Source organism: Bacteroides muris (ex Fokt et al. 2023) (genome assembly GCF_024704895.1).
GTDB lineage: Bacteria > Bacteroidota > Bacteroidia > Bacteroidales > Bacteroidaceae > Bacteroides > Bacteroides muris.
In genome coordinates this window covers 25,363-46,972 of record NZ_JAMZEE010000035.1, presented here as the reverse complement: position 1 = coordinate 46,972, position 21,610 = coordinate 25,363, and the positions used below count along the sequence as shown (strand labels likewise).

The 21,610-nt window shown below is 41.0% G+C and carries 37 protein-coding genes and 1 pseudogene; all 38 read left to right on the top strand.

The window, feature by feature from the left end; translation table 11 throughout:
* Positions 1–326: 326 nt before the first annotated feature.
* The gene (locus M1B78_RS13520; protein ID WP_136010241.1) at positions 327–638 is read left to right on the top strand and encodes a DUF3467 domain-containing protein; all 312 of its coding nucleotides are present in this window, start codon (positions 327–329) and stop codon (positions 636–638) included.
* A 115-nt stretch (positions 639–753) separates the two neighbouring features.
* Positions 754–1,152: a 30S ribosomal protein S12 gene (gene rpsL / locus M1B78_RS13515; RefSeq protein WP_136010242.1), complete on the top strand. Its 399-nt coding sequence runs from the start codon at positions 754–756 to the stop codon at positions 1,150–1,152.
* A 155-nt stretch (positions 1,153–1,307) separates the two neighbouring features.
* Positions 1,308–1,784 (top strand): 30S ribosomal protein S7, encoded by a 477-nt coding sequence (rpsG, locus tag M1B78_RS13510; RefSeq protein WP_005825710.1) that lies wholly within the window; start codon positions 1,308–1,310, stop codon positions 1,782–1,784.
* A 57-nt stretch (positions 1,785–1,841) separates the two neighbouring features.
* On the top strand, positions 1,842–3,959 hold the full coding sequence (gene fusA / locus M1B78_RS13505; protein ID WP_257940946.1) for an elongation factor G: 2,118 nt from the start codon (positions 1,842–1,844) through the stop codon (positions 3,957–3,959).
* Between the two features lie 88 nt (positions 3,960–4,047).
* Positions 4,048–4,353, top strand: a complete 306-nt coding sequence (gene rpsJ, locus M1B78_RS13500) for a 30S ribosomal protein S10 (protein ID WP_004291244.1) — start codon at positions 4,048–4,050, stop codon at positions 4,351–4,353.
* A gap of 20 nt (positions 4,354–4,373) precedes the next feature.
* Complete coding sequence (gene rplC, locus M1B78_RS13495) at positions 4,374–4,991, top strand: 50S ribosomal protein L3 (RefSeq protein ID WP_136010244.1); 618 nt, start codon at positions 4,374–4,376, stop codon at positions 4,989–4,991.
* Complete coding sequence (gene rplD, locus M1B78_RS13490; RefSeq protein WP_257940945.1) at positions 4,991–5,617, top strand: 50S ribosomal protein L4; 627 nt, start codon at positions 4,991–4,993, stop codon at positions 5,615–5,617. The genes rplC and rplD overlap by 1 nt, the downstream gene beginning before the upstream one ends.
* Before the next feature lie 16 nt (positions 5,618–5,633).
* A complete protein-coding gene (gene rplW / locus M1B78_RS13485; RefSeq protein ID WP_005825706.1) occupies positions 5,634–5,927 on the top strand; it encodes a 50S ribosomal protein L23 in 294 nt (97 codons plus the stop codon).
* Positions 5,928–5,932: 5 nt separating this feature from the next.
* Complete coding sequence (gene rplB, locus M1B78_RS13480; protein WP_136010246.1) at positions 5,933–6,757, top strand: 50S ribosomal protein L2; 825 nt, start codon at positions 5,933–5,935, stop codon at positions 6,755–6,757.
* A gap of 20 nt (positions 6,758–6,777) precedes the next feature.
* Positions 6,778–7,047, top strand: coding sequence for a 30S ribosomal protein S19 (gene rpsS / locus M1B78_RS13475; RefSeq protein ID WP_002558070.1), 270 nt, complete (start codon positions 6,778–6,780; stop codon positions 7,045–7,047).
* A gap of 36 nt (positions 7,048–7,083) precedes the next feature.
* Positions 7,084–7,494, top strand: coding sequence for a 50S ribosomal protein L22 (rplV, locus tag M1B78_RS13470; protein ID WP_004291236.1), 411 nt, complete (start codon positions 7,084–7,086; stop codon positions 7,492–7,494).
* Between the two features lie 5 nt (positions 7,495–7,499).
* Positions 7,500–8,231 carry a 30S ribosomal protein S3 gene (gene rpsC, locus M1B78_RS13465; protein ID WP_136010247.1) on the top strand — a complete coding sequence of 244 codons (732 nt, stop codon included), beginning with the start codon at positions 7,500–7,502 and terminating at the stop codon, positions 8,229–8,231.
* 21 nt (positions 8,232–8,252) lie between these two features.
* Positions 8,253–8,687, top strand: a complete 435-nt coding sequence (gene rplP / locus M1B78_RS13460; RefSeq protein ID WP_004291234.1) for a 50S ribosomal protein L16 — start codon at positions 8,253–8,255, stop codon at positions 8,685–8,687.
* A gap of 5 nt (positions 8,688–8,692) precedes the next feature.
* Positions 8,693–8,890 carry a 50S ribosomal protein L29 gene (gene rpmC, locus M1B78_RS13455; RefSeq protein WP_025835822.1) on the top strand — a complete coding sequence of 66 codons (198 nt, stop codon included), beginning with the start codon at positions 8,693–8,695 and terminating at the stop codon, positions 8,888–8,890.
* On the top strand, positions 8,887–9,156 hold the full coding sequence (rpsQ, locus tag M1B78_RS13450) for a 30S ribosomal protein S17 (protein WP_176468734.1): 270 nt from the start codon (positions 8,887–8,889) through the stop codon (positions 9,154–9,156). The genes rpmC and rpsQ overlap by 4 nt, the downstream gene beginning before the upstream one ends.
* Before the next feature lie 2 nt (positions 9,157–9,158).
* Positions 9,159–9,524, top strand: coding sequence for a 50S ribosomal protein L14 (rplN, locus tag M1B78_RS13445; RefSeq protein ID WP_005825700.1), 366 nt, complete (start codon positions 9,159–9,161; stop codon positions 9,522–9,524).
* Positions 9,525–9,544: 20 nt separating this feature from the next.
* Complete coding sequence (gene rplX, locus M1B78_RS13440; protein ID WP_136010248.1) at positions 9,545–9,865, top strand: 50S ribosomal protein L24; 321 nt, start codon at positions 9,545–9,547, stop codon at positions 9,863–9,865.
* Entirely contained in the window at positions 9,865–10,422 is a 558-nt protein-coding gene (rplE, locus tag M1B78_RS13435) for a 50S ribosomal protein L5 (RefSeq protein WP_013546680.1), read from the top strand. The genes rplX and rplE overlap by 1 nt, the downstream gene beginning before the upstream one ends.
* Positions 10,423–10,426: 4 nt before the next feature.
* A complete protein-coding gene (gene rpsN / locus M1B78_RS13430; protein ID WP_005825697.1) occupies positions 10,427–10,726 on the top strand; it encodes a 30S ribosomal protein S14 in 300 nt (99 codons plus the stop codon).
* A 55-nt stretch (positions 10,727–10,781) separates the two neighbouring features.
* Positions 10,782–11,177 (top strand): 30S ribosomal protein S8, encoded by a 396-nt coding sequence (rpsH, locus tag M1B78_RS13425; RefSeq protein WP_257931823.1) that lies wholly within the window; start codon positions 10,782–10,784, stop codon positions 11,175–11,177.
* Positions 11,178–11,192: 15 nt separating this feature from the next.
* Complete coding sequence (gene rplF, locus M1B78_RS13420; protein ID WP_005825696.1) at positions 11,193–11,762, top strand: 50S ribosomal protein L6; 570 nt, start codon at positions 11,193–11,195, stop codon at positions 11,760–11,762.
* A 20-nt stretch (positions 11,763–11,782) separates the two neighbouring features.
* Positions 11,783–12,127, top strand: coding sequence for a 50S ribosomal protein L18 (rplR, locus tag M1B78_RS13415; RefSeq protein ID WP_005656518.1), 345 nt, complete (start codon positions 11,783–11,785; stop codon positions 12,125–12,127).
* 5 nt (positions 12,128–12,132) lie between these two features.
* Entirely contained in the window at positions 12,133–12,651 is a 519-nt protein-coding gene (gene rpsE, locus M1B78_RS13410) for a 30S ribosomal protein S5 (RefSeq protein WP_005825693.1), read from the top strand.
* Positions 12,652–12,662: 11 nt separating this feature from the next.
* Positions 12,663–12,839 (top strand): 50S ribosomal protein L30, encoded by a 177-nt coding sequence (gene rpmD / locus M1B78_RS13405; protein WP_004291222.1) that lies wholly within the window; start codon positions 12,663–12,665, stop codon positions 12,837–12,839.
* 30 nt (positions 12,840–12,869) lie between these two features.
* Positions 12,870–13,316 (top strand): 50S ribosomal protein L15, encoded by a 447-nt coding sequence (gene rplO / locus M1B78_RS13400; RefSeq protein ID WP_136010249.1) that lies wholly within the window; start codon positions 12,870–12,872, stop codon positions 13,314–13,316.
* A 4-nt stretch (positions 13,317–13,320) separates the two neighbouring features.
* Positions 13,321–14,664 (top strand): preprotein translocase subunit SecY, encoded by a 1,344-nt coding sequence (gene secY / locus M1B78_RS13395; protein WP_136010250.1) that lies wholly within the window; start codon positions 13,321–13,323, stop codon positions 14,662–14,664.
* Positions 14,665–14,677: 13 nt separating this feature from the next.
* On the top strand, positions 14,678–15,478 hold the full coding sequence (gene map / locus M1B78_RS13390) for a type I methionyl aminopeptidase (protein ID WP_136010251.1): 801 nt from the start codon (positions 14,678–14,680) through the stop codon (positions 15,476–15,478).
* A gap of 9 nt (positions 15,479–15,487) precedes the next feature.
* The gene (gene infA / locus M1B78_RS13385; protein WP_002558052.1) at positions 15,488–15,706 is read left to right on the top strand and encodes a translation initiation factor IF-1; all 219 of its coding nucleotides are present in this window, start codon (positions 15,488–15,490) and stop codon (positions 15,704–15,706) included.
* A gap of 9 nt (positions 15,707–15,715) precedes the next feature.
* Entirely contained in the window at positions 15,716–15,832 is a 117-nt protein-coding gene (gene ykgO, locus M1B78_RS13380) for a type B 50S ribosomal protein L36 (RefSeq protein ID WP_002558051.1), read from the top strand.
* A 34-nt stretch (positions 15,833–15,866) separates the two neighbouring features.
* Positions 15,867–16,247: a 30S ribosomal protein S13 gene (gene rpsM, locus M1B78_RS13375; protein WP_004291218.1), complete on the top strand. Its 381-nt coding sequence runs from the start codon at positions 15,867–15,869 to the stop codon at positions 16,245–16,247.
* 11 nt (positions 16,248–16,258) lie between these two features.
* Positions 16,259–16,648 carry a 30S ribosomal protein S11 gene (gene rpsK, locus M1B78_RS13370; protein WP_002558049.1) on the top strand — a complete coding sequence of 130 codons (390 nt, stop codon included), beginning with the start codon at positions 16,259–16,261 and terminating at the stop codon, positions 16,646–16,648.
* Between the two features lie 116 nt (positions 16,649–16,764).
* The gene (gene rpsD, locus M1B78_RS13365) at positions 16,765–17,370 is read left to right on the top strand and encodes a 30S ribosomal protein S4 (protein ID WP_257940944.1); all 606 of its coding nucleotides are present in this window, start codon (positions 16,765–16,767) and stop codon (positions 17,368–17,370) included.
* 11 nt (positions 17,371–17,381) lie between these two features.
* Entirely contained in the window at positions 17,382–18,374 is a 993-nt protein-coding gene (locus M1B78_RS13360; protein ID WP_005825683.1) for a DNA-directed RNA polymerase subunit alpha, read from the top strand.
* Positions 18,375–18,377: 3 nt separating this feature from the next.
* Positions 18,378–18,881 carry a 50S ribosomal protein L17 gene (gene rplQ, locus M1B78_RS13355; protein ID WP_257940943.1) on the top strand — a complete coding sequence of 168 codons (504 nt, stop codon included), beginning with the start codon at positions 18,378–18,380 and terminating at the stop codon, positions 18,879–18,881.
* A 489-nt stretch (positions 18,882–19,370) separates the two neighbouring features.
* On the top strand, positions 19,371–19,874 hold the full coding sequence (locus M1B78_RS13350; protein WP_257940942.1) for a hypothetical protein: 504 nt from the start codon (positions 19,371–19,373) through the stop codon (positions 19,872–19,874).
* A 48-nt stretch (positions 19,875–19,922) separates the two neighbouring features.
* Positions 19,923–20,412: pseudogene (locus M1B78_RS13345) on the top strand (IS66 family transposase); the annotation flags it as partial.
* A 116-nt stretch (positions 20,413–20,528) separates the two neighbouring features.
* Complete coding sequence (locus M1B78_RS13340; protein ID WP_257940940.1) at positions 20,529–20,942, top strand: hypothetical protein; 414 nt, start codon at positions 20,529–20,531, stop codon at positions 20,940–20,942.
* Positions 20,943–21,050: 108 nt separating this feature from the next.
* Positions 21,051–21,590, top strand: coding sequence for a hypothetical protein (locus M1B78_RS13335; RefSeq protein ID WP_257932394.1), 540 nt, complete (start codon positions 21,051–21,053; stop codon positions 21,588–21,590).
* Positions 21,591–21,610: the final 20 nt, after the last annotated feature.

Genomic DNA, 21,610 nt, shown 5'->3' with positions numbered 1-21,610 from the left:
AGATGGATTGTGGAAAGAACATTCTCATGGATGGATTACAATAGAAGGCTCTGCCGAAACTATGAACTAACATTCGACTCGGCAGAGGAAATGGTCAAATTAGCCAGTATAAGATTATTATTGAGGAAAATTTAAACAGGCTCTAAACCTTTATTGCTATCGTTGTAAAATGGCTGGTAATGTCTTTTATAGATGTGCTTATTTACTTGTGTCTTCTTTTTGAGGACGGCTTATTATGTACTTTTTCTATTTAAATGTATATCATTCAAAAAAAAAGAGTATTTTTGGTCTATCTTTTAAGAACATTTTTAAAACAATTGTGCAATATGGAGACTCAAGAAAATAATAATGGACAGCTTCAGATAGAATTGAAAGAAGAAGTGGCGCAAGGTACGTATGCCAATCTAGCTATTATAACCCATTCCAGTTCGGAATTTATTCTCGACTTTATCCGCGTGATGCCGGGTATGCCAAAGGCTGGCGTACAATCGCGCATTGTTTTGGCACCCGAACATGCCAAGCGGTTGTTGCGTGCACTCGAAGAAAATATCGGAAAATATGAACGCTCATTCGGATTGATTCGCATGCCGGATGAACAAACATTCCCGCCACTTCCCAACATCAAGGGTGAAGCGTAGAATAAAAAAAACTTGTAGTGCATTGATTATTCAAAACTTATTAGTATCTTTGCAGCCCAAAAGTGTATAGTTTTGAATTAATATAAACAATAATATATAACTAAAAACAATTAAAATGCCTACAATTCAGCAATTAGTAAGAAAAGGACGCGAAGTGCTGGTGGAGAAATCAAAGTCTCCCGCATTGGATTCTTGTCCTCAAAGACGTGGCGTTTGCGTGAGAGTGTATACAACCACTCCGAAGAAACCGAATTCAGCTATGCGTAAAGTAGCTCGTGTGCGTTTGACCAATGGTAAAGAGGTGAACTCTTATATTCCGGGAGAAGGTCACAACTTGCAGGAACACTCTATTGTGCTGGTACGTGGTGGTCGTGTGAAAGACCTTCCGGGTGTGCGTTATCACATCGTACGTGGTACTTTGGATACTGCAGGTGTTGCAGGACGTACGCAAAGACGTTCCAAATATGGCGCAAAACGTCCGAAGCCGGGTCAAGCTCCTGCTAAGAAGAAATAATCAGGTAGCCTGATGTCCTAAAACAGAAAAATTAAAAGTAATAACTTACGTTTTAGTTTGTTGGAAATGCTGGCGGTTGAGTAAATCCTCCGGAGGGAGAGTTGAAGAAGACAGAAGTAAACAACCAAGAACGAAAAACATTATTCTTTCAGAAAATGAGAAAAGCAAAACCCAAAAAACGCGTTATCCTGCCGGATCCCGTGTTCAATGATGTAAAAGTTTCCAAGTTTGTGAATCATCTGATGTATGATGGAAAGAAGAATACTTCTTATGAAATCTTCTATGCTGCTTTGGAAACAGTGAAGAATAAAATGCAGAATGAAGAGAAGTCCGCTCTTGAAATCTGGAAAAAAGCTCTGGATAATGTGACTCCTCAAGTGGAAGTTAAGTCTCGCCGTGTGGGTGGTGCTACTTTCCAGGTTCCTACAGAAATTCGTGCTGATCGTAAGGAATCAATTTCCATGAAGAACTTGATAATCTTTGCACGTAAGCGTGGTGGTAAATCAATGGCTGATAAACTGGCTGCCGAAATCATGGATGCTTTCAATGAACAGGGCGGTGCTTACAAACGTAAAGAAGATATGCATAGAATGGCAGAAGCTAACCGTGCATTTGCTCATTTCAGATTCTAAATACTATAAGAGACTACTAATTAGAAGATTAAAAACTTAAAGTAAGAGAATTAGAAAATGGCAAAGAGTGATTTACATTTGACACGCAATATCGGTATCATGGCTCACATTGATGCCGGAAAGACAACAACCTCTGAACGTATTTTGTTTTACACGGGTTTGACCCACAAAATCGGTGAGGTGCATGACGGTGCCGCTACAATGGACTGGATGGAACAAGAGCAGGAACGTGGTATTACTATCACTTCTGCGGCTACCACTACTCGTTGGAAATATGCAGGTGATACTTATAAAATTAACTTGATTGACACTCCGGGACACGTTGACTTTACCGCTGAGGTAGAACGTTCTTTGCGTATTCTTGATGGTGCCGTTGCTGCTTATTGTGCAGTCGGTGGCGTTGAACCGCAATCTGAAACAGTTTGGCGTCAGGCTGACAAATATAGCGTACCGCGTATTGCTTACGTTAATAAAATGGACCGTTCGGGTGCTGACTTCTTTGAAGTAGTTCGCCAAATGAAGGACGTTTTGGGTGCTAATCCGTGTCCTATCGTTATTCCTATCGGTGCTGAGGAGTCTTTCAAAGGTCTGGTGGACCTTATCAAAATGAAAGCTATCTATTGGCATGATGAAACAATGGGTGCTGATTATACTGTAGAGGAAATCCCTGCAAACTTGGCAGACGAAGCTAACGAATGGAGAGATAAGATGCTCGAAAAAGTGGCTGAGTTTGACGATGCTTTGATGGAGAAATATTTCGATGATCCTTCTACCATTACGGAAGAAGAGGTTTTGAGAGCTCTCCGTAACGCAACAGTGCAAATGGCTGTAGTTCCGATGCTTTGCGGTTCTTCATTCAAGAATAAAGGTGTACAGACGTTGCTCGACTACGTTTGTGCATTCTTGCCTTCCCCGTTGGATACAGAAAACGTTGTGGGTTCAAATCCCGAAACTGGCGCTGAAGAAGATCGTAAACCGAGCGAAGATGAAAAGACTTCTGCTTTGGCATTTAAAATTGCAACTGACCCGTATGTGGGTCGTTTGACTTTCTTCCGCGTTTATTCGGGTAGGATTGAGGCTGGTTCTTATATCTATAACTCTCGTTCTGGTAAGAAAGAGCGTGTATCTCGTTTGTTCCAGATGCACTCAAACAAGCAGAACCCGGTAGAAGTTATTAGTGCTGGTGATATTGGTGCTGGCGTAGGTTTCAAGGATATACATACTGGTGATACATTGTGTGACGAAACTGCACCGATTGTATTGGAGTCTATGGACTTCCCGGAACCGGTAATTGGTATCGCAGTTGAGCCTAAGACCCAGAAGGATATGGATAAACTGTCAAATGGTTTGGCTAAGCTGGCTGAAGAAGACCCGACGTTCACAGTTAAGACTGACGAACAGACTGGGCAGACAGTTATCTCTGGTATGGGTGAACTTCACTTGGATATTATTATCGATCGTCTTAAGCGTGAGTTCAAGGTTGAATGTAACCAAGGTAAGCCTCAGGTTAACTACAAGGAAGCCATTACTAAGACAGTTAACTTGCGTGAAGTTTACAAGAAGCAGTCTGGTGGTCGTGGTAAGTTCGCAGATATTATCGTGAACATCGGTCCGGTTGATGAAGACTTCAAGGAAGGTGGATTGCAATTCGTTGACGAAGTGAAGGGTGGTAATATTCCTAAGGAATTTATCCCGTCTGTGCAGAAGGGCTTCACTACTGCCATGAAGAATGGTGTGTTGGCAGGTTATCCGTTAGATTCACTGAAGGTAACTTTGATTGATGGTTCTTTCCATCCGGTTGACTCTGATCAGTTGTCTTTCGAAATCTGTGCTATTCAAGCATACAAGAATGCTTGTGCTAAGGCAGGTCCGGTATTGATGGAGCCTATTATGAAGCTGGAAGTTGTTACTCCGGAAGAAAACATGGGTGACGTTATCGGTGACTTGAACAAGCGTCGTGGTCAGGTAGAAGGTATGGAATCCAGCCGTTCTGGTGCACGTATTGTAAAGGCAATGGTTCCGTTGGCAGAAATGTTCGGTTACGTAACAGCTTTGCGTACCATTAGTTCTGGCCGTGCAACCTCTTCAATGGTATACTCTCACCATGCCCAAGTTTCCAACTCTATTGCCAAGGCTGTATTGGAGGAAGTGAAAGGTCGTGCTGACTTAATCTAAAAAAACTTGAAGTCCCGTAGGTTAGCGAATGACTCTTAGCCTGCGGAACTTCATCTTATATATAACTATTTAATAACTAAAGACAGTAATGAGTCAAAAAATTAGAATCAAACTGAAATCTTACGACCACAACTTGGTTGACAAGTCAGCTGAGAAGATTGTAAGAACGGTAAAGACAACGGGCGCCATCGTTAGCGGTCCGATTCCTCTCCCTACGCACAAGCGTATCTTTACCGTGAATCGTTCGACTTTCGTTAACAAGAAGTCGCGTGAACAATTCGAACTCTCTTCTTACAAGAGACTGATTGACATCTATAGTTCAACAGCTAAGACAGTAGATGCTCTGATGAAGTTGGAGTTGCCGAGTGGTGTGGAAGTAGAAATCAAAGTGTAAGTATTAAAAAAATAAGTGAAATGCCAGGATTATTAGGAAAAAAAATCGGAATGACATCCGTTTTCAGTGCCGAGGGTAAGAATGTACCATGCACTGTTATCGAAGCAGGTCCTTGTGTTGTTACTCAAGTGAAAACTGTAGAAAAGGACGGTTATGAAGCTGTTCAGTTGGGCTTCCAGGATAAGAAGGAGAAGCACACTACAAAGCCTTTGATGGGGCACTTTAAGAAAGCTGGAGTAACTCCCAAGAAACACTTGGCTGAGTTCAAGGAATTTGAAACAGAATTGAATCTGGGTGACACTGTTACCGTAGAATTGTTCAATGGCGCAACTTTTGTTGATGTTGTAGGTACTTCTAAGGGTAAAGGTTTCCAAGGTGTAGTAAAACGTCATGGTTTCGGTGGTGTAGGTCAGACTACTCACGGTCAGCATAACCGTGCTCGCAAGCCGGGTTCTATCGGTGCTTGTTCTTATCCCGCAAAGGTATTCAAGGGAATGCGCATGGGTGGACAGCTTGGTGGCGACAGAGTGACTGTTCAAAACCTGCAGGTATTAAAGGTAATCGCGGAGCATAATCTTCTTTTGATTAAGGGTTCTGTTCCTGGTTGCAAAGGTTCAATCGTAATAATTGAGAAATAATGGAAGTTAACGTATATAACATTAAAGGTGAAGACACTGGGAGAAAGATTACGTTAAACGAGTCTATCTTCGGAATTGAGCCCAACGACCATGCTATCTACTTGGATGTTAAACAGTTTATGGCTAACCAGCGTCAGGGTACACACAAATCAAAGGAAAGAAGCGAAATCAGTGGTTCTACTCGTAAAATCGGTCGCCAGAAAGGTGGTGGTGGTGCACGTCGTGGTGACATGAACTCACCGGTACTGGTTGGTGGTGGACGCGTATTCGGTCCGAAACCGAGAGATTACTACTTCAAATTAAATAAAAAAGTAAAGGCTCTGGCTCGTAAGTCGGCTTTGTCATACAAGGCTCAGAACAACGCGGTTGTAGTAGTAGAAGACTTCTCTTTTGAAGCTCCGAAGACTAAAGATTTCGTTGCAATGACAAAAAATCTTAAAGTATCTGACAAAAAGCTGCTTATGATTTTACCAGAAGCAAATAAAAACGTATATTTGTCGGCTCGTAATGTGAAGGGCGCTAATGTGCAGACTGTCTCAGGGTTAAATACTTACAGAGTATTGGACGCTGGGGTTGTTGTGTTTGCTGAAAGTGCACTTTTTGCTATCGACAATATCTTAATGTAAAAAGGAGGCTTAAATAATGGGAATTATTATTAAACCGTTAGTGACAGAGAAGATGACTGCAATTACTGATAAGACGAACAATCGTTTCGGCTTTATCGTGCGTCCTGAAGCTAATAAACTGGAAATTAAGAAGGAAGTTGAAGCCCTTTACAACGTTACAGTAGTTGATGTGAATACAATGAAGTATGCTGGCAAGAACAAGAGCCGCTATACTCGTGCCGGTATCATCAACGGACGTACGAATGCGTTCAAGAAGGCTATCGTTACGTTGAAAGAAGGAGATACTATTGATTTTTATAGCAATATTTAATAAAAATGGCAGTACGTAAATTTAAGCCCACAACACCGGGGCAAAGACATAAAATTATTGGTACTTACGAAGAGATTACTGCACGGGTACCAGAAAAGTCTCTTGTATTTGGTAAGAAATCTTCAGGTGGTCGTAATAACGAAGGTAAGATGACCATGCGTTACATTGGTGGCGGTAGTAAGAAGATTATTCGTATCGTAGATTTCAAGAGAAATAAAGACGGTGTGCCTGCAGTGGTTAAAACAATTGAATACGATCCGAACCGTTCGGCTCGTATCGCTCTGTTGTTTTATGCAGATGGAGAAAAAAGATATATTATTGCTCCCAATGGATTGCAAGTTGGTACAACTTTGATGTCAGGTGAAACTGCTACTCCGGAAATCGGAAACGCACTTCCGCTTCAGAATATTCCGGTCGGTACTGTAATTCATAATATCGAATTACGCCCGGGACAAGGCGCTGCCTTGGTTCGCTCGGCTGGTAACTTTGCTCAGTTGACTTCTAGAGAAGGTAAATACTGCGTTATCAAGTTGCCTTCAGGCGAGGTTCGTCAGATTCTCAGCACATGTAAGGCTACTATCGGTAGTGTAGGTAACTCAGATCATGGATTGGAAAGTTCAGGTAAGGCTGGACGTTCTCGTTGGTTAGGACGTCGTCCGCGTAACCGTGGTGTTGTTATGAACCCGGTTGATCACCCGATGGGTGGTGGTGAAGGACGTGCTTCAGGAGGACACCCGAGATCTCGTAAGGGATTGTACGCTAAGGGTCTTAAGACAAGAGCTCCGAAGAAACAATCGTCTAAGTATATTATTGAGAGAAGAAAGAAGTAATCTGATTAATTGAGTAAATTATGAGTCGTTCATTAAAAAAAGGTCCGTATATTAACGTTAAGCTTGAGAAGAAAGTGCTTGCCATGAATGAATCGGGCAAGAAAGTGGTAGTTAAGACCTGGGCCAGAGCTTCAATGATTTCGCCTGATTTCGTAGGCCATACTGTTGCAGTTCACAACGGAAATAAATTTATTCCTGTTTATGTTACCGAAAATATGGTAGGACACAAGTTGGGTGAATTTGCTCCAACTCGTACTTTCAGAGGACACGCTGGTAACAAGAAAAAATAGAACAGGATTTATCTGAAATAATAAAGTAATAATATAATGGGAGCAAGAAAAAAAATATCGGCTGAAAAAAGAAAAGAAGCCCTTAAGACCATGTATTTTGCGAAATTGCAAAATGTTCCTACTTCCCCCCGTAAAATGCGTCTCGTGGCTGACATGATTCGCGGGATGGAAGTGAACAGAGCACTCGGCGTCCTGAAGTTCTCTTCAAAAGAGGCTGCCGCAAGAGTGGAAAAGTTGCTGCGCTCTGCAATTGCTAACTGGGAGCAGAAAAACGAACGTAAAGCTGAAAGTGGCGAGCTGTTCGTAACCAAGATTTTTGTTGATGGTGGTGCTACGCTCAAAAGAATGAGACCGGCTCCGCAGGGTAGAGGTTACAGAATTCGTAAACGTTCAAACCACGTAACGTTGTTCGTTGGTTCTAAAAGTAATAACGAAGATCAAAATTAAGGTAAATGGGACAAAAAGTTAATCCAATAAGCAACCGTTTAGGAATTATCAGAGGATGGGATTCCAATTGGTATGGTGGAAAGAATTACGGCGACTCTCTGCTGGAAGATAGCAAGATTCGTAAATATTTGAACGCTCGTCTGGCAAAGGCTAGTGTGTCAAGAATTGTAATTGAACGTACACTGAAACTCGTGACTATTACCGTTTGTACTGCACGTCCGGGTATCATTATCGGCAAAGGTGGCCAAGAAGTTGACAAGTTGAAGGAGGAGTTGAAGAAGGTTACGGATAAGGATGTGCAGATTAATATCTTCGAAGTTAAAAGACCTGAGTTGGATGCTGTTATCGTGGCTAACAACATTGCCCGTCAGGTTGAAGGTAAAATTGCCTACCGTCGTGCTATCAAGATGGCCATTGCCAATACCATGCGTATGGGTGCGGAAGGTATCAAGATTCAGATTTCAGGACGTTTGAATGGTGCAGAAATGGCCCGTTCTGAAATGTATAAGGAAGGAAGAACTCCGTTGCACACTTTCAGAGCAGATATTGACTACTGTCATGCAGAAGCATTGACAAAGGTTGGTCTTCTCGGTATTAAAGTTTGGATTTGTAGAGGTGAAGTTTATGGTAAGAGGGAGTTGGCTCCGAACTTTACGCAAAGCAAGGAAAGTGGTCGTGGAAGCAATAGCGGAAACAATGGCGGAAAGAACTTCAAAAGAAAGAAAAATAATCGCTAACGAATTTGATTTTTAGGAATTATGTTACAACCGAAAAAAACAAAATTCAGAAGACAACAAAAAGGCCGTCAAAAGGGTAATGCCCAAAGAGGAAACCAGTTGGCTTTCGGATCTTTTGGTATTAAGGCCTTGGAAACGAAATGGATTACAGGCCGTCAGATTGAAGCTGCGCGTATTGCAGTGACAAGATATATGCAACGTCAAGGACAGATTTGGATTCGTATTTTCCCCGATAAACCTATTACCAGAAAGCCTGCTGATGTACGTATGGGTAAAGGTAAGGGTGCACCGGAGGGATTCGTAGCCCCTGTTACACCGGGTAGAATTATTATCGAAGCCGAGGGAGTATCTTATGAAATCGCTAAAGAGGCTTTGCGCTTGGCTGCACAGAAGCTTCCTATCACAACCAAGTTTGTGGTTAGACGTGATTATGATATTCAAAATCAAAATGCGTAAGGAGTATGAAAATAGCAGAAATTAAAGAGATGCCTACCAACGACTTGGTAGAAAGAGTAGAAGCAGAAGTAGCTAATTACAACCAAATGGTTTTAAATCATTCTATTTCTCCTTTGGATAATCCTGCTCAAATCAAACAATTACGCAGGACTATTGCGCGTATGAAAACAGAATTACGCCAAAGAGAACTTAACAATAAATGATGAGCTTGATGGAAGCAAGAAATTTAAGAAAAGAAAGAACTGGGGTTGTGCTGAGCAACAAGATGGATAAGACCATTACGGTAGCAGCTAAGTTTAAGGAGAAACACCCCATATATGGTAAGTTCGTTAGCAAGACGAAGAAGTACCATGCTCATGATGAAAAGAATGAGTGCAATGTCGGCGATACTGTACACATCATGGAAACTCGTCCTTTGAGCAAGACTAAGAGATGGAGATTGGTAGAAATAATTGAAAGAGCTAAGTAATTATGATACAAGTAGAATCCAGACTTACAGTATGTGATAATAGTGGGGCAAAAGAGGCTCTCTGTATCCGCGTTTTGGGTGGTACAGGTCGCCGCTATGCTTCAGTAGGGGACGTGATTGTCGTTTCTGTAAAGAGCGTTATCCCTTCAAGTGATATTAAAAAAGGTGCAGTGTCTAAAGCTTTGATCGTACGTACTAAGAAAGAAATCCGTCGTGCTGATGGCTCTTACATACGTTTTGATGATAATGCTTGCGTGTTGTTGAACAATGCAGGTGAAATTAGAGGTAGTCGTATTTTCGGTCCGGTAGCTCGTGAACTTCGTGCTACTAACATGAAAGTTGTGTCACTCGCTCCTGAAGTACTTTAATATTGTAAAAGATTTGAGTAATGAGTAAATTACATATTAAAAAAGGCGATACAGTTTATGTAAACTCCGGTGAAGACAAGGGTAAGACTGGTCGTGTATTGAAGGTTCTTGTTGATAAAAACCGTGCAATTGTTGAAGGTATCAACATGGTGTCTAAGAGTACAAAACCGAATGCTAAAAATCCGCAAGGTGGCATCGTGAAGCAGGAGGCTTCTGTCCACTTGTCAAACTTGAACCCCGTTGATCCAAAGACTGGCAAAGCAACGCGTGTTGGAAGAAAAGTAAGTGCTGATGGCACTTTAGTGCGTTATTCTAAAAAATCAGGAGAGGAGATTAAGTAATGAGTAATACTGCTAGCCTTAAGAAAGAATATGCAGAGCGTATTGCGCCTGCATTGAAATCACAGTTCCAGTATTCTTCTTCAATGCAGATACCCGTACTTAAGAAGATTGTTATCAATCAAGGTCTGGGTATGGCTGTTGCCGACAAGAAGATTATTGAAGTGGCAATTAATGAAATGACTGCTATTACTGGTCAGAAAGCCGTGGCAACCATTTCTCGTAAGGATATTGCGAACTTTAAGTTACGTAAGAAAATGCCGATTGGTGTTATGGTAACTCTGCGTCGTGAGAGAATGTACGAATTCCTTGAAAAGCTGGTTCGTGTAGCTCTGCCTCGTATTCGCGACTTCAAGGGTATTGAAAGTAAGTTTGATGGTAAAGGTAATTATACCCTTGGTATTCAGGAACAAATCATTTTCCCTGAAATTAATATTGATAGTATTACCAGAATTCTCGGAATGAATATTACCTTTGTAACCTCTGCGCAAACAGATGAAGAAGGGTATGCCTTGTTGAAAGAATTCGGTTTACCGTTTAAAAACGCTAAAAAAGATTGATAATATGGCAAAGGAATCAATGAAGGCACGTGAAGTAAAGCGTGCTAAATTAGTAGCCAGATATGCCGAGAAAAGAGCTGCGTTGAAGCAAATCGTTAGAACTGGTGATCCTGCTGAAGCTTTTGAAGCTGCACAGAAATTGCAGGACTTGCCTAAGAATTCTAATCCGATTCGTATGCACAACCGTTGCAAGCTGACTGGTCGTCCTAAAGGATATATCCGTCAGTTTGGTATCTCAAGAATCCAATTCCGTGAGATGGCTTCCAACGGTCTTATTCCCGGTGTAAAGAAAGCAAGCTGGTAATTTGTTTTTTTAAATATTGTCAGGGTAGGCCTGATTAATTTAATTTATTTTTTATATGACTGATCCAATAGCAGATTATTTGACGAGGTTGCGGAACGCTATTCAAGCGAAGCACAGAGTTGTGGAAGTTCCGGCTTCAAATTTGAAAAAAGAAATCACTAAGATTCTTTTTGAAAAGGGCTACATTCTTAATTATAAGTTTGTAGAAGATGGTCCTCAAGGTACAATCAAGGTTGCCTTGAAGTATGATTCGGTAAACAAGGTTAACGCTATCAAGAAGCTGGAGAGAATCTCTTCTCCGGGTTTGCGTCAATATACCGGTTATAAAGACATGCCGCGCGTTATTAATGGTTTGGGTATTGCTATAATATCTACTTCCAAGGGTGTAATGACCAACAAAGAAGCCGCTGAACTGAAAATTGGTGGTGAAGTTTTGTGTTATGTATATTAATAGGAGGAATTAGCAATGTCAAGAATAGGAAAATTACCCATTAGTATTCCCGCTGGAGTAACAGTTACTCTGAAAGATGACGTGGTTACCGTTAAGGGACCCAAAGGCGAAATGAGCCAATATGTAAATCCTGCTATCAATGTTACCATCGAAGACGGTCATGTTGTTTTGGCTGAGAATGAAAATGCAATGCTGGATAATCCCAAGCAAAAGCATGCATTCCATGGATTATACCGTTCATTGGTACACAATATGGTTGTTGGTGTATCAGAAGGATATAAGAAAGAATTGGAACTTGTCGGTGTAGGTTACCGTGCCTCTAACCAGGGAAATATCATTGAACTGGCTTTAGGCTATACTCACAGTATCTTTATACAGTTGCCTCCTGAAGTTAAAGTTGAGACTAAGTCTGAAAGAAACAAGAATCCTTTGATTATATTGGAATCTTGCGACAAGCAGTTACTTGGTCAAGTTTGCTCTAAAATACGTTCTTTCCGTAAGCCTGAACCGTATAAGGGTAAGGGTATTAAGTTTGTTGGCGAAGAAATTCGTAGAAAGTCTGGTAAATCAGCCGGTGCTAAATAATCATTTAAATTGATATTATTATGACAACAAAAATAGAAAGACGTATAAAGATCAAATATAGAGTACGCAACAAAATTTCAGGTACTACTGAATGCCCGCGTATGAGTGTATTTAGAAGTAATAAGCAAATCTATGTTCAGATTATCGACGATTTGTCCGGTAAGACGCTGGCTGCCGCTTCTTCTTTGGGTATGACTGAAAAAATGCCTAAGAAGGAACAAGCTGCTAAAGTGGGTGAACTGATTGCGAAAAAGGCTCAAGAAGCAGGTATTACTACTGTTGTTTTCGACCGTAATGGTTACTTGTATCATGGGAGAGTAAAAGAGGTGGCTGATGCTGCCCGTAACGGTGGACTTAAATTTTAATCATTATGGCAGGACTTAATAATAGAGTTAAGATTACAAACGATATAGAGCTGAAAGACAGATTGGTTGCTATTAATCGTGTAACCAAAGTAACCAAAGGTGGTAGAACTTTTAGTTTCTCTGCTATTGTGGTAGTAGGAAACGAAGAAGGTATCATCGGATGGGGCCTTGGTAAAGCTGGTGAAGTAACTGCTGCTATTGCCAAAGGTGTTGAATCAGCAAAGAAGAACTTGACAAGAGTGCCTGTATTGAAGGGTACAGTTCCTCACGAACAGTCCGCTAAGTTTGGTGGTGCTGAGGTATTTATTAAACCGGCTTCTCATGGTACCGGTGTCGTTGCCGGTGGTGCAATGCGCGCTGTATTGGAAAGTGTCGGTGTGACAGACGTTTTGGCTAAGTCAAAAGGCTCTTCCAACCCGCACAACTTGGTAAAGGCTACTATCTTGGCATTGAGCGAAATGCGTGATGCCCGTATGGTTGCCCAGAACAGAGGAGTTAGTATGGAAAAAGTATTTAGAGGATAAGGAGGAAGAATATGTCGACTATAAAGATTAAACAAGTTAAAAGTAGAATTGGTGCTCCTGCTGATCAGAAGAGAACTCTCGATGCACTGGGACTTCATAAGTTGAATCGTGTGGTTGAACACGAATGCACTCCTTCAATTCTTGGAATGGTGGATAAGGTTAAACACTTGGTTACCATTGTTAAGTAATTATTTGTTGAATATAAAACGAATTACAATATGAACTTAAGTAATTTAAAACCTGCAGAGGGATCTACTAAAACAAGAAAGAGAATTGGACGTGGTCCGGGTTCTGGCTTGGGAGGTACTTCTACTAGAGGTCATAAAGGAGCTAAATCAAGATCTGGATATTCTAAGAAAATCGGTTTTGAAGGTGGTCAGATGCCTCTTCAACGTCGTCTTCCTAAGTTTGGCTTTAAAAACATCAATCGTGTAGAGTATAAGGCTATCAACTTGGATACAGTTCAGAAATTGGCTGAAGCAAAGAACTTGCAGACTGTAGGTATCAGTGACTTCATTGCCGCTGGTTTCATTTCTGCAAGCCAGTTGGTAAAAGTATTAGGTAACGGAACTTTGACTGCTAAGTTGGATGTACAAGCACATGCGTTTTCTAAAACTGCTGTTGCTGCCATCGAAGCTGCTGGTGGACAAGTAGTAAAACTCTAATTCGATGAGAAAAGCTATTGAAACATTAAAGAATATATGGAAAATTGAGGATCTGAGACAACGGATCCTCATTACCATATTGTTTGTGGCAATTTACCGTTTCGGTTCGTATGTCGTTTTGCCGGGTATCAATCCGTCAATGCTGGCACAATTGCATCAACAGACAAGCGAAGGTCTTTTAGCCTTGTTAAACATGTTTTCCGGAGGAGCATTTTCCAATGCCTCTATTTTTGCATTGGGTATCATGCCGTACATCTCTGCCTCCATTGTGATTCAGTTGCTGGGTATTGCGGTTCCGTATTTCCAGAAATTGCAGCGCGAAGGTGAGAGCGGTAGAAGAAAGATGAATCAATATACTCGTTATCTGACGATTCTTATTCTTTTGGTTCAGGCTCCTTCTTATTTGCTCAATCTTAAGATGCAGGCTGGTCCTTCTTTAAATGCTTCATTAGATTGGACTCTGTTTATGTTTACTTCTACCATTATTTTAGCGGCTGGAAGTATGTTTATTTTGTGGCTTGGTGAGAGAATTACGGATAAGGGTATCGGTAATGGTATTTCGCTGATTATCATGATTGGTATCATCGCCCGTCTGCCGCAGTCTTTATTCCAGGAATTGATTTCCCGTATGACGGACAAGACTGGTGGTTTGGTAATGTTCCTGATTGAGCTTGTTGTTCTGCTGGTTGTCATTGCATTCGCTATTCTTTTAGTGCAGGGAACTAGAAAGATTCCTGTTCAATATGCGAAGAAGATTGTGGGTAACAAGCAATATGGCGGTGCTAGACAGTATATTCCTTTGAAGGTGAATGCTGCTAACGTGATGCCTATCATTTTTGCTCAGGCTATCATGTTTATTCCTATCACTCTTGTTGGGTTCTCGAATGTAAATGATGCAAGCGGTTTCGTACGTGCATTGACTGATCATACAAGCTTTTGGTATAATTTGATTTTTGCAGTGTTGATTATATTGTTTACGTATTTCTACACTGCAATTACTATTAACCCGACTCAGATGGCTGAAGATATGAAGAGAAACAATGGTTTTATTCCGGGTATCAAGCCAGGAAAGCAAACTGCCGAGTATATTGACGTGATTATGTCACGCATTACTCTGCCTGGTTCTTTCTTCTTGGCCTTGGTTGCCATTATGCCTGCGTTTGCCGGTATATTCGGTGTGAAAGCTGAGTTTGCTCAATTCTTTGGCGGTACATCTTTGTTAATCCTTGTGGGTGTGGTTCTTGATACTCTCCAGCAAGTAGAAAGTCATTTGTTGATGAGACATTATGACGGTTTGCTGAAATCCGGGCGTATTAAAGGCCGCAGTGGTAATGTAGCTGCATATTAATCTTTTTTGAAGAATGATATTTCTTAAAACAGAAGATGAAATAGAGTTGCTCCGCAAGAGTAATTTGCTTGTTGGAAAGACGCTGGCTGAGATAGCTAAGGTTATAAAGCCCGGAGTGACAACAAAAGAGCTGGATAGGGTGGCAGAAGAGTTCATCAGAGACAATGGTGCGGTTCCAACCTTTAAAGGTTTTCCGAATCAATATGGCGATTCTTTTCCAGCTTCTATTTGTACATCTGTAAATGATCAGGTGGTGCATGGAATTCCGGGAGACGATGTGGTACTGAAAGAAGGGGATGTTGTATCTGTTGATTGTGGTACTTACATGAATGGCTTTTGCGGTGATTCGGCCTATACGTTTTGTGTGGGTGAAGTTGATGATGAGATTCGCAAATTGCTGAAGGTTACTAAAGAGGCATTGTACATAGGAATACAGAATGCCGTTCAAGGCAAGCGGTTGGGCGATATCGGATATGCGATACAACAGCACTGTGAGTCTAATTCTTATGGTGTAGTGCGTGAGTTTGTCGGTCATGGGATAGGTAAGGAGATGCATGAAGACCCACAAGTCCCTAATTACGGAAAACGTGGTTATGGAACAATGTTGAAGAAAGGTTTGTGCATTGCTATTGAGCCGATGATAACTTTGGGTAGCCGACAAATAGTAATGGAGCGTGACGGCTGGACGGTGAGGACAAAAGATCGCAAATGTGCTGCTCATTTTGAACATACGATAGCAGTCGGAGCTGGTGAAGCTGATATATTGTCGTCATTCGAGTTCATTGAAGAAGTATTAGGAGATAAAGCAATTTAAAAAATTAATATGGCAAAGCAATCTGCAATAGAACAAGATGGAGTTATAGTTGAAGCATTGTCTAATGCAATGTTTCGTGTTGAATTAGAAAACGGACATGAGATTACTGCACATATTTCCGGTAAGATGCGGATGCATTACATCAAAATTCTGCCAGGGGATAAGGTTAGAGTCGAAATGTCTCCTTACGATTTATCGAAAGGAAGAATTGTATTTAGATATAAATAAAATTAAGATATGAAAGTAAGAGCATCCTTAAAGAAACGTACGCCAGAGTGTAAGATTGTTAGACGTAATGGCCGTTTGTATGTTATTAACAAGAAAAATCCTAAGTATAAACAACGTCAAGGATAATATTATTATTTTTGCAAAAAAAATAATTTAGTATATGGCTATAAGAATAGTTGGTGTCGATTTGCCTCAAAACAAGAGAGGTGAAGTTGCGTTGACCTATGTATATGGTATAGGTCGTAGTAGTTCAGCAAAAATTTTGGATAAAGCAGGTGTTGACAGAGACCTGAAAGTAAAAGACTGGACGGATGATCAGGCTGCCAAGATTCGTGAGATCATTGGTGCAGAGTATAAGGTTGAAGGTGATCTTCGTTCTGAAGTTCAATTGAACATTAAGCGTTTAATGGATATCGGTTGTTATCGTGGCGTTCGTCATCGTATTGGTCTTCCTGTAAGAGGTCAGAGCACGAAGAACAATGCCCGTACTCGCAAGGGTAGAAAGAAAACCGTTGCTAATAAGAAAAAAGCTACTAAATAATAATTGTTGATATGGCAAAAAAAACAGTTGCAGCAAAAAAGAGAAATGTGAAGGTTGATGCTAATGGACAGTTGCATGTTCATTCATCTTTTAACAACATTATTGTTTCTCTGGCAAATAGCGAAGGTCAGATTATTTCTTGGTCTTCTGCCGGAAAGATGGGTTTTAGAGGTTCAAAGAAGAACACTCCCTACGCAGCACAGATGGCTGCTCAAGATTGTGCTAAGATAGCATACGATCTTGGCTTGAGAAAGGTAAAAGCATATGTGAAGGGTCCGGGTAACGGACGTGAGTCTGCTATCAGAACTATCCATGGTGCAGGTATTGAAGTTACTGAAATCATTGATGTGACTCCGCTTCCGCATAACGGTTGTCGTCCTCCGAAAAGACGTAGAGTTTAAAATTTACCTTTAATAGAAGTGAGACTTGATTTTGTTATTGGATTGTAAACTTTCTCTCTGCAATCGCGGCTGCAACAAATTGAGTTCATGAATAAACAATTAAATATTTAAAAGAAATGGCTAGATATACTGGACCAAAATCAAGAATAGCCCGTAAATTCGGTGAAGGTATCTTTGGAGCAGATAAAGTATTGTCAAAGAAGAACTATCCTCCCGGACAGCACGGTAATTCCAGAAAGAGAAAGACTTCTGAATACGGTGTTCAACTTCGTGAGAAACAGAAAGCCAAATATACTTATGGCGTTTTGGAAAAACAATTCCGCAATTTGTTCGAAAAGGCAGCTACTGCTAAAGGTATTACCGGTGAGGTGCTTCTTCAATTGTTAGAGGGTCGTTTGGACAACATTGTTTTCCGTTTGGGTATTGCTTCTACTCGTGCAGCTGCTCGTCAGTTGGTGAGCCACAAGCACATTACTGTAGATGGTGAAGTTGTGAATATTCCTTCTTATGCAGTAAAACCGGGTCAGGTGATTGGTGTTCGTGAAAGATCCAAATCATTGGAAGTTATCGCTAACTCATTGGCTGGCTTTAACCATAGCAAATATCCTTGGTTGGAATGGGATGATAACTCTAAGGTTGGCAAATTGCTGCATGTACCTGAGAGAGCAGACATTCCTGAAAACATTAAAGAGCATTTGATTGTAGAATTGTATTCTAAATAATAATTAATTTCATGGCGATATTAGCATTTCAAAAACCTGATAAAGTATTAATGTTGGAAGCGGACTCTAGATTCGGAAAATTCGAATTTCGTCCGTTGGAACCCGGTTTCGGTATTACCGTGGGTAATGCACTGCGCCGCATCCTGCTTTCTTCATTGGAAGGTTTTGCTATCACTACTATCAAGATAGACGGTGTTGAGCATGAATTTTCCAGTGTTCCGGGAGCAAAAGAGGATGTTACTAACATTATCTTGAATCTGAAACAGGTGAGATTCAAGCAAGTAGTTGAAGAATTCGAGAGTGAGAAAGTAAGTATTACAGTCGAGAATTCAAGTGAATTTAAAGCAGGTGACATAGGTAAGTATTTGACTGGATTTGAAGTGTTAAATCCTGAATTAGTTATTTGTCATTTAGATTCAAAGTCGACTATGCAGATAGATATTACGATTAACAAAGGTCGTGGTTATGTTCCTGCTGATGAAAACCGCGAATATTGCACTGATGTGAACGTAATTCCTATCGATTCTATTTATACTCCGATACGTAATGTGAAGTATCAGGTAGAGAACTTCCGTGTAGAGCAGAAGACCGACTACGAGAAACTGGTACTTGAGATTACTACCGACGGTTCCATCCATCCGAAGGAAGCTCTGAAAGAAGCTGCGAAAATTCTGATTTATCACTTCATGCTCTTTTCTGACGAGAAGATTACGCTGGAAACAAATGATGTTGACGGTAACGAAGAATTTGATGAAGAAGTATTGCACATGCGTCAGTTGCTGAAGACCAAGCTTGTTGATATGGATCTCTCTGTACGTGCCCTCAACTGTTTGAAGGCTGCGGATGTAGAGACTCTCGGTGACTTGGTGCAATTCAACAAGACGGATTTGCTGAAGTTCAGAAACTTCGGAAAGAAATCGCTTACCGAGCTTGATGATTTGCTGGAAAGTCTGAATCTGTCGTTTGGAACTGATATTTCTAAATATAAATTAGATAAAGAATAAAAGATGAGACATAATAAGAAATTCAACCATTTGGGTCGTACTGCCTCTCATAGAAACGCTATGTTGGCTAATATGGCGTGTTCTTTGATTAAGCACAAAAGAATCACTACGACCGTTGCAAAGGCTAAGGCTTTGAAGAAGTTTGTTGAGCCTTTGATTACAAAGGCTAAAGATGATACGACTAATTCTCGTCGTGTTGTATTTAGCAATTTGCAAGACAAGTATGCTGTAACTGAACTGTTTAAAGAAATCTCTGTGAAGATTGCTGATCGTCCGGGTGGTTACACTCGTATTATCAAGACTGGTAACCGTTTGGGCGACAATGCTGAAATGTGCTTCATTGAACTCGTTGACTATAACGAAAACATGGCTAAGGAAAAGGTTGCCAAGAAAGCTACCCGTACTCGCCGTTCAAAGAAGTCTGCCGCTGCTGAAGCTGCTCCTGCTGCCGAAACTGCTGCACCGGTTGCCGAGGTTCCTGCTACTGAGGAAGCTAAAGCTGAATAATTCAACTATTCTTTTTAATATATGGAAGCCGTCCCAATTTGTTTGGGGCGGCTTTTTTTAGTGATAGTCAGAAGTTGTTTTCCGGGGGCATAACGCATTTTGGTAAGCATCAACGTACGCATCAACCGAAGTACATATTTTGAAGGTTATAGGTGTGATGCAATTTTGCAGCCTAATATTGCAACAACTATAACCTTTTTATTTATGACAAAATAGTAGTGGTGCGATAAAAATCTAACCATAATTATTAAACAATTAGTATTTAGAGCCTGCTTAAATTTTGCCCGACACTGTTTTGCGATTTGTTTTCGAGGATATTTTTCAGTTTTTGTGAGGAACATAACGGGCTATGTGCCGAATAGAAACAGGAAAACAGGACGAAAATAAACTCAAAAGAAGCTGAATAAAGAATTTTCTAAGCAAAATTTGAACAGGCTCTTAGTTAAATACAAGGGTATATTGATTTTTTGATTTGAATTTGATTTACTTATGACCAAGCAGGACTCGGCAATCAATTCAAATCAAGAGTCAAGGTGCTCTCTTTATTTGATGATTTTAAGGAGGGTGTGTCAAAACCCTCTTTTTAACAAGATCATCCTTGCTGCAGATATCTGTGACAGGGGTGATTTTTCATATTTTTGGTGTTTTTACACATCCCCAGTAATGACAAAACAAGAGTTTTTAGAGATTCAATCCGAAGTATTATCTGGTGGGAAACCGTTAAAGTTTATTTTAGCAGAGCTTGGAGTTCCTTATTCAACTTATAACTACTGGCGCAATAAATTTACATCCAAGGATGAGAATTTGCCCAAAGCACCTATGTCTATAAAGGAACCGGAAGTTACTGAAAGTTATTCAACTTCTGAGAATGTAGATGTAACCGGTGTCGTGTTGTTTTTTTCTAATGGATTCCGAGTTCATTTCGGTCGTGGAGGTGACCATATTTTAATGGAACTGCTAAATAAGAGTGTAAGCCATGTTCCGTCCGAATGATACAATGCGTTATCATCTGTGTTCCGGATGCACGGATATGCGCAGGGGCTTATTGCTCCCATGCCTTTGTTGCCTATTATACAAGGATGTTCCCGGAGCAAGCCTTCCGGCTGAAATTCTCTTGCAGAAATATGAATACCACATGCCGTTCTACTGCCGGATCAAAGAGTTGGCACATTTGGGTATGGCCGGGCTGAAGGAAGCGACCATTACCGGCTGGTTCAATCGTTCGATGGAAGTGTTGCGGCCTCTGTATAATGCTTTGGTAAAGGAAATGCTGAAAAGTGACTACTGTCAGGCTGATGAGACGACCACCAATGTAATCAATTCTGAAAAGCATGCTACAGACCGTGAATATGTCTGGATGATACGTGCCGTTACGGAGAAACTTGCAGCCTTCTTCTATGAGGAGGGCTCCAGATTCGGAAAAGTTATAAAGAATCTCACAGACAGGCACAATTGCAACGGATATCTACAGTGTGACGGTTTTGCCGGTTATACTTCTGCCTACAAGCCTCATATCCTTCACCTTAGATGATAATGGACTGTATGCGAGTCGTTTATGGTGAAACTTGATTTGAAGGATGACAGCATTTAAGAGCGTGCTGCATTGAACAAAATCGGAGAAAGAACTGTTTTAATTTGCATATGGATATGACCGGATTTTTAAGACTCATAGGATTCATGGTGTTTGCATTGGCTGTATGGCAAATAGCGGACGATGTATTTGCTGGCGAGGCAGCAAATAGAGGGAATGTTGTAGATGCGAAGGTGATTCTGGTACATGAAGAGACGGATTCTTGTGTTTCGGTGCCTCCATTGCCTTATTTACCGGATGCAGAGCTGGCGGGTATCGGTGGGCAGGTACGTTTGCTGGCATATTCTCGTATAAAGCGTTTTTCTCCTGCAGAATATATCTTTTCCTTAAAAGATAGGGTGGGCGGATTGGCTCGAAGAGAGCTTGCTTTGTCCCGATGTCGTGAGAGGCTTTATGAAACTGCTGTCTATTATCGTTGCCAGCCGGTGTGCGAATATTACATTTTCACACTGAGGCGTATTCTCATTTAGTGTTTTATCGAATCTCTCTTTTTCCCTTGTGTATGGTCAGACTATGTGTTTTTGCAGGGGGATACTGTATTTTCATTTCTGATAAATTCATTAAAGCATATTATAATTATGGCAACTCAAACTATTGACGCAACTCTTTTTGCGTCTTCACATCCCGATATTGTAAAGCGTACCAGTGTTTCAGGACTTGTCTTTTCAGTAGCTATGCTGCTGGTCGGTATTTTTATCTTTGCATCTATTTTTAAGATGAGTGACAGATCTTCCACCCTCAGTATGGCTTTGATGGTGCTGGCTACGGCATTCGTCTTGCTTGGCGTGTTCCGTCTGTTCTGGAAATCGAAGGAAGTGGTTTATTTGCCGACGGGCAGTGTGACCAAGGAACGCAGTGTTTTCTTTGATTTGAAATATTTGGGCAGACTCACGGATATGATTGAGAATGAACAGCTGAATGGCGAGACTGAAATACGAAGTAGCGGCAGCGGAAATGTGCGCATGGATGTCATGATTTCGCAGGACAATAAATTTGCGGCTGTACAGTTGTATCAGTTTGTGCCTTACGCGTATACTCCGGTAACTTCCGTACGCTACTTTACGGGTAGCGATGCGGTTGCGGTGTCTACTTTCCTGGAGAAGTGTAAAACTGCATAATCAGTCAAAGAGTTGGACTT

Coding starts and splice junctions, on each gene's coding strand:
- rpsS (WP_002558070.1), top strand. CDS start 6,778: ATGAGTCGTTCATTAAAAAAAGGTCCGTATATTAACGTTAAGCTTGAG.
- rplW (WP_005825706.1), top strand. CDS start 5,634: ATGGGAATTATTATTAAACCGTTAGTGACAGAGAAGATGACTGCAATT.
- rpsG (WP_005825710.1), top strand. CDS start 1,308: ATGAGAAAAGCAAAACCCAAAAAACGCGTTATCCTGCCGGATCCCGTG.
- rplC (WP_136010244.1), top strand. CDS start 4,374: ATGCCAGGATTATTAGGAAAAAAAATCGGAATGACATCCGTTTTCAGT.
- rpsM (WP_004291218.1), top strand. CDS start 15,867: ATGGCTATAAGAATAGTTGGTGTCGATTTGCCTCAAAACAAGAGAGGT.
- M1B78_RS13340 (WP_257940940.1), top strand. CDS start 20,529: ATGACCGGATTTTTAAGACTCATAGGATTCATGGTGTTTGCATTGGCT.
- rplV (WP_004291236.1), top strand. CDS start 7,084: ATGGGAGCAAGAAAAAAAATATCGGCTGAAAAAAGAAAAGAAGCCCTT.
- ykgO (WP_002558051.1), top strand. CDS start 15,716: ATGAAAGTAAGAGCATCCTTAAAGAAACGTACGCCAGAGTGTAAGATT.
- rplF (WP_005825696.1), top strand. CDS start 11,193: ATGTCAAGAATAGGAAAATTACCCATTAGTATTCCCGCTGGAGTAACA.
- rplP (WP_004291234.1), top strand. CDS start 8,253: ATGTTACAACCGAAAAAAACAAAATTCAGAAGACAACAAAAAGGCCGT.
- rplB (WP_136010246.1), top strand. CDS start 5,933: ATGGCAGTACGTAAATTTAAGCCCACAACACCGGGGCAAAGACATAAA.
- secY (WP_136010250.1), top strand. CDS start 13,321: ATGAGAAAAGCTATTGAAACATTAAAGAATATATGGAAAATTGAGGAT.
- M1B78_RS13360 (WP_005825683.1), top strand. CDS start 17,382: ATGGCGATATTAGCATTTCAAAAACCTGATAAAGTATTAATGTTGGAA.
- infA (WP_002558052.1), top strand. CDS start 15,488: ATGGCAAAGCAATCTGCAATAGAACAAGATGGAGTTATAGTTGAAGCA.
- M1B78_RS13350 (WP_257940942.1), top strand. CDS start 19,371: ATGACCAAGCAGGACTCGGCAATCAATTCAAATCAAGAGTCAAGGTGC.
- rpsK (WP_002558049.1), top strand. CDS start 16,259: ATGGCAAAAAAAACAGTTGCAGCAAAAAAGAGAAATGTGAAGGTTGAT.
- rplX (WP_136010248.1), top strand. CDS start 9,545: ATGAGTAAATTACATATTAAAAAAGGCGATACAGTTTATGTAAACTCC.
- fusA (WP_257940946.1), top strand. CDS start 1,842: ATGGCAAAGAGTGATTTACATTTGACACGCAATATCGGTATCATGGCT.
- rpsD (WP_257940944.1), top strand. CDS start 16,765: ATGGCTAGATATACTGGACCAAAATCAAGAATAGCCCGTAAATTCGGT.
- rpsE (WP_005825693.1), top strand. CDS start 12,133: ATGGCAGGACTTAATAATAGAGTTAAGATTACAAACGATATAGAGCTG.
- rplO (WP_136010249.1), top strand. CDS start 12,870: ATGAACTTAAGTAATTTAAAACCTGCAGAGGGATCTACTAAAACAAGA.
- rplE (WP_013546680.1), top strand. CDS start 9,865: ATGAGTAATACTGCTAGCCTTAAGAAAGAATATGCAGAGCGTATTGCG.
- rpsL (WP_136010242.1), top strand. CDS start 754: ATGCCTACAATTCAGCAATTAGTAAGAAAAGGACGCGAAGTGCTGGTG.
- M1B78_RS13335 (WP_257932394.1), top strand. CDS start 21,051: ATGGCAACTCAAACTATTGACGCAACTCTTTTTGCGTCTTCACATCCC.
- rplD (WP_257940945.1), top strand. CDS start 4,991: ATGGAAGTTAACGTATATAACATTAAAGGTGAAGACACTGGGAGAAAG.
- rplQ (WP_257940943.1), top strand. CDS start 18,378: ATGAGACATAATAAGAAATTCAACCATTTGGGTCGTACTGCCTCTCAT.
- rpmD (WP_004291222.1), top strand. CDS start 12,663: ATGTCGACTATAAAGATTAAACAAGTTAAAAGTAGAATTGGTGCTCCT.
- rplN (WP_005825700.1), top strand. CDS start 9,159: ATGATACAAGTAGAATCCAGACTTACAGTATGTGATAATAGTGGGGCA.
- rpsJ (WP_004291244.1), top strand. CDS start 4,048: ATGAGTCAAAAAATTAGAATCAAACTGAAATCTTACGACCACAACTTG.
- rpsH (WP_257931823.1), top strand. CDS start 10,782: ATGACTGATCCAATAGCAGATTATTTGACGAGGTTGCGGAACGCTATT.
- rplR (WP_005656518.1), top strand. CDS start 11,783: ATGACAACAAAAATAGAAAGACGTATAAAGATCAAATATAGAGTACGC.
- map (WP_136010251.1), top strand. CDS start 14,678: ATGATATTTCTTAAAACAGAAGATGAAATAGAGTTGCTCCGCAAGAGT.
- rpmC (WP_025835822.1), top strand. CDS start 8,693: ATGAAAATAGCAGAAATTAAAGAGATGCCTACCAACGACTTGGTAGAA.
- rpsC (WP_136010247.1), top strand. CDS start 7,500: ATGGGACAAAAAGTTAATCCAATAAGCAACCGTTTAGGAATTATCAGA.
- M1B78_RS13520 (WP_136010241.1), top strand. CDS start 327: ATGGAGACTCAAGAAAATAATAATGGACAGCTTCAGATAGAATTGAAA.
- rpsN (WP_005825697.1), top strand. CDS start 10,427: ATGGCAAAGGAATCAATGAAGGCACGTGAAGTAAAGCGTGCTAAATTA.
- rpsQ (WP_176468734.1), top strand. CDS start 8,887: ATGATGAGCTTGATGGAAGCAAGAAATTTAAGAAAAGAAAGAACTGGG.